Raw genomic sequence first — 3,988 nt, 5'->3', positions numbered from 1 at the left:
ATCTGTTGCAACGGTCCTGTCAGTAATGCAACGCAACGCCATCGATCATTGCAATGGATTGAAAGTGAACGCTATAGTGGGGCCAGGCGACACCACGAACGAGCACCAGGGAGACCGCGATGCCGGGAGGCAGGCTCACTCAGCAGGAACGTCAGCAGATCGCGCTGGGGCTGGCGGACAGCCTCCCCTACGCCGAGATCGCGAGGCGCCTCGACCGTCCCACCTCGACCATCACGCGTGAGGTCATGCGCAACGGCGGCCCCACCGGCTACCGCTCCGATCTGGCCCACCGCGCCACCGAGCGGCGCGCGCACCGTCGCCGGTCCGCGCCCGCCCGCGGGCCGGAATCGGCCCCGATGCCGCACGGACGCGAGGCCGAGGCCGTGGCCGAGTACGAGGAGACGCTCACCACCGTCCTGATGGGCTCGGGCGTGCCCAAGATGGGGGCGCGGGTGCTGACGTGCCTGTTCACCTCCGACGCGGGCAGCCTCACCGCGTCCGAGCTGACCCAGAAGCTCCAGGTCAGCCCGGCGTCGATCTCCAAGGCGATCGCCTTCCTGGAGAGCCAGAGCCTCGTCCGCCGGGAGCGCGACGAACGCCGTCGCGACCGCTACGTCATCGACGACGAACTCTTCTTCCAGGCGACCATCGCCAGTGCCCGGGCCAACGACGAGCTCGTGAAGACCGCACGGCTGGGCGTGGCCGTCCTCGGCCCCCAGACCCCCGCCGCCAACCGGCTGGAGAACATCGCGCGCTTCCTCGACTTCATCAGCGAGAGCATCACCCGGGCCGCCGAACAGGCCCGCGAAGTCCTCCACACCAAGCCCGCGCCCGCCCCGGACGGTCCCGAGGAACAGGCAGACGCCTGAGGAGCGTCGGCATCGAGGCGGCCGAAAGGCCACGGCTCGACGGTCTCGCCCTCCGTCGCGCCACGTCGCCGGCCCCGGTCCACGGCGGTGGCGSGGTGGGCCAGATCGGAGCGGTAGCCGGTGGGGCCGCCGTTGCGCATGACCTCACGCGTGATGGTCGAGGTGGGACGGTCGAGGCGCCTCGCGATCTCGGCGTAGGGGAGGCTGTCCGCCAGCCCCAGCGCGATCTGCTGACGTTCCTGCTGAGTGAGCCTGCCTCCCGGCATCGCGGTCTCCCTGGTGCTCGTTCGTGGTGTCGCCTGGCCCCACTATAGCGTTCACTTTCAATCCATTGCAATGATCGATGGCGTTGCGTTGCATTACTGACAGGACCGTTGCACCGTTGCAACAGATTCCCTATCGCTGCACGTACTGCTCGGCCCAGTCACCCCCCGTGGGGTAGGTCGCCGGGTGCGGCTTCACCCAGCCGGTGGGGGCGAGCAGCTTCTCGGCGGCCTGGTCGGTGACCTCGCCCCAGGTGGAGAACAGCCGTACGTGCGACCACTCGCGCACCGCCACCGAGCAGTTGCCCGTCGTGGTCATCGGAGCCGGCCCGGCCGGGCTGGCCGCCGCCGCCCATCTGGTCGACCGCGGGCTGGAGCCGCTGGTCCTCGAGGCCGGCGCGCAGGCGGGGGCGGCGGTGCGCGAGTGGTCGCACGTACGGCTGTTCTCCACCTGGGGCGAGGTCACCGACCAGGCCGCCGAGAAGCTGCTCGCCCCCACCGGCTGGGTGAAGCCGCACCCGGCGACCTACCCCACGGGGGGTGACTGGGCCGAGCAGTACGTGCAGCCGCTCGCCGACGTCCTCGGCGAGCGCGTCCGCACCGGGGCCCGCGTCACCGGGGTCTCCCGCGCGGGCCGGGACCGCGTCGTCGACGCCGACCGCGACACCATGCCGTTCACGGTGCACGTCGTCCACGCCGACGGCCGTGAGGAGAGGATCCTCGCCCGCGCCGTCGTCGACGCGTCCGGCACCTGGGCCCTCCCGAGCCCGGCCGGCGGCGACGGACTGCCGGCGCTGGGCGAGCGCGCGGCGGCCGACCGGATCTCCTACCGCGTCCCCGACCTGAAGGACCCCGCCGCACGCGCCCGTTACGCCGGGAAGCGCACCGCCGTGATCGGCTCCGGCGCCTCCGCCTTCACCGCCCTCGCGTCCCTCGCCGACCTCGCGAAGTCCGAAGACGGCGACGGCACGCACACCACCTGGATCCTGCGCCGGGGCATCTCCGGCTCCACCTTCGGCGGCGGCACCGCCGACGAGCTCCCCGCCCGCGGCGCCCTCGGTCTCGCCGCCAAGGCCGCCGTCGACGAAGGCCACGCGGACGCCGTCACCGGCTTCCGCACCCAGGCGATCGAACGCGCCGGCGAGCGGCTCGTCCTGGTCTCCGAGGACGGCCACCGCATCGACCCGGTCGACGAGGTCATCGTCCTCACCGGCTTCCGCCCCGACCTCACCTTCCTCGGCGAACTCCGCCTCGGCCTCGACGAGCGCCTCCAGGCTCCCGTCGAGCTCGCGCCGCTGATCGACCCGAACCAGCACTCCTGCGGCACGGTCTACCCGCACGGCGTGAAGGAGCTCTCCCACCCGGAGCCCGGCGTGTACCTGGTCGGCATGAAGTCCTACGGCCGCGCGCCGACCTTCCTCGCGCTGACCGGCTACGAGCAGGTCCGCTCGGTCGCCGCCGCGATCGCGGGCGACCACGAGTCCGCCGAACGCGTCGAACTCGTCCTGCCCGAGACCGGGGTCTGCGGCGGCGCCGGCCTCTTCGACGAGCCGCGGACCGACGACGCGGCCGACGGCGGCGGCTGCTGCGCACCCGCTCCCGCTCTCATCCGGCTCGGCGCCGACGCCCCGGCCGCCTCCGGAGGCTGCTGACCCGCACGGATCACCCACTCACAGCAGGAGGACCGTCATGTCCCGTGTACAGCTCGCCCTGCGCGTACCCGACCTGTCGGCGTCCGTCGCCTTCTACACCAAGCTCTTCGGTACCGAGCCGGCCAAACTCCGGGACGGCTACGCCAACTTCGCCCTCACCGAACCCCCGCTCAAGCTCGTCCTCATCGAGGGCGGCGACGACGACACCCGCCTGGACCACCTCGGCGTGGAGGTCGACAGCACCGACGCCGTGCGCGCCGCCGCCGCCGGACTGGCCCGGGAAGGCCTCGCCACGGTCGAGGAGAACGACACCACCTGCTGCTACGCCCTCCAGGACAAGGTGTGGGTCCACGGCCCCGGCCGCGAACCGTGGGAGGTGTACGTCGTCAAGGCCGACGCCGACACCCTCGCCAAGCAGCCGGCCGGTACGTGTTGTTCCCGCCCGGAGACCGCCGACGCCCGGGCGGGCGAACCGGCCACCGTCGATGCCGGCGGCTGCTGCTGATCACCTGATGCCACACCTTCGCACCCGCGGGGCCGCGACCGGAACGGGGGACCGGTCGCGGCCCCGCGCCGTCCTGCCCGCGCTGTGCGCCACGCAGATCACCGGCTGGGGCATCGTGTACTACGCCTTCCCCGTGCTCGACCCCGAGATCACCGCCACCACCGGCTGGTCCACCACCGCCACCATGGCCGCGTTCTCGCTGGCCCTCGTCGTCTCCGGCCTCGCCGGAATCCGCGTCGGCCGGACCATCGACCACCGCGGCCCCCGCGCGGTCATGACGGCAGGCTCCGCCGTGGGCACGGCGAGCCTGGTGATCGTGGCCCTGGCCCCGAACCTGCCGGTGTTCTTCGCCGGCTGGCTCCTGGCCGGACTGGCCATGTCCGCCACCTTCTACCAGCCCGCCTTCGCCGCCATCACCCGCTGGTGGGCCCCCGGCCACGTCCGCGCCCTCACCCTCGTCACCCTCGCCGGCGGACTCGCCTCCACCGTCTTCGCACCGCTCACCGCCGCCTCACCGACCCCGAGCCGGACGGCCTCGGGCTCTCGCAGCGCGGCATCACCGTCTCCACCGTCGGCCTCGTGCCCGCGATGCTGCGGTTCGCCGACGAGGGCTTCAAGTGCCGTCTCGCCGTCTCGCTGCACGCCCCCGACGACGAGCTGCGCGACACCCTGGTCCCCGTCAACACCCGCTGGAAGGTC

Annotated in this window: 3 protein-coding genes and 4 pseudogenes; 5 read left to right on the top strand and 2 right to left on the bottom strand. The window is 72.6% G+C overall.

The genetic code is table 11. The annotated features are described in order from the left end of the window. Window positions 1-119: 119 nt before the first annotated feature. The gene (locus tag EAO71_RS34065; RefSeq protein WP_147981693.1) at window positions 120-869 is read left to right on the top strand and encodes a helix-turn-helix domain-containing protein; all 750 of its coding nucleotides are present in this window, start codon (window positions 120-122) and stop codon (window positions 867-869) included. 2 nt (window positions 870-871) lie between these two features. On the opposite strand, the pseudogene EAO71_RS34060 reads toward EAO71_RS34065, so the two are convergent. Further along, window positions 872-1,135, bottom strand: a pseudogene (locus EAO71_RS34060) (helix-turn-helix domain-containing protein); the annotation flags it as partial. Window positions 1,136-1,271: 136 nt separating this feature from the next. Continuing rightward, a pseudogene (locus EAO71_RS34055) lies at window positions 1,272-1,427 on the bottom strand (flavoprotein); the annotation flags it as partial. Window positions 1,428-1,434: 7 nt separating this feature from the next. Between EAO71_RS34055 and EAO71_RS34050 the strand changes: the two are divergent. From EAO71_RS34050 to EAO71_RS34035, 4 genes and pseudogenes are all read left to right on the top strand, one after another. After that, on the top strand, window positions 1,435-2,784 hold the full coding sequence (locus tag EAO71_RS34050; RefSeq protein WP_410094272.1) for an NAD(P)-binding domain-containing protein: 1,350 nt from the start codon (window positions 1,435-1,437) through the stop codon (window positions 2,782-2,784). 37 nt (window positions 2,785-2,821) lie between these two features. Then, the gene (locus EAO71_RS34045) at window positions 2,822-3,289 is read left to right on the top strand and encodes an ArsI/CadI family heavy metal resistance metalloenzyme (RefSeq protein WP_147981691.1); all 468 of its coding nucleotides are present in this window, start codon (window positions 2,822-2,824) and stop codon (window positions 3,287-3,289) included. Window positions 3,290-3,296: 7 nt separating this feature from the next. Continuing rightward, window positions 3,297-3,797: pseudogene (locus EAO71_RS34040) on the top strand (MFS transporter); the annotation flags it as partial. Further along, window positions 3,785-3,988 (top strand): annotated as a pseudogene (locus tag EAO71_RS34035) (23S rRNA (adenine(2503)-C(2))-methyltransferase RlmN); the annotation flags it as partial. The pseudogenes EAO71_RS34040 and EAO71_RS34035, both read left to right, overlap by 13 nt.

Origin of the sequence: Streptomyces sp. MS191, from assembly GCF_008042125.1 — a bacterium.
Taxonomy (GTDB): Bacteria; Actinomycetota; Actinomycetes; order Streptomycetales; family Streptomycetaceae; genus Streptomyces.
Note: the sequence above shows the minus strand (reverse complement) of the source record. Positions and strands in the feature narration are given on the sequence as shown.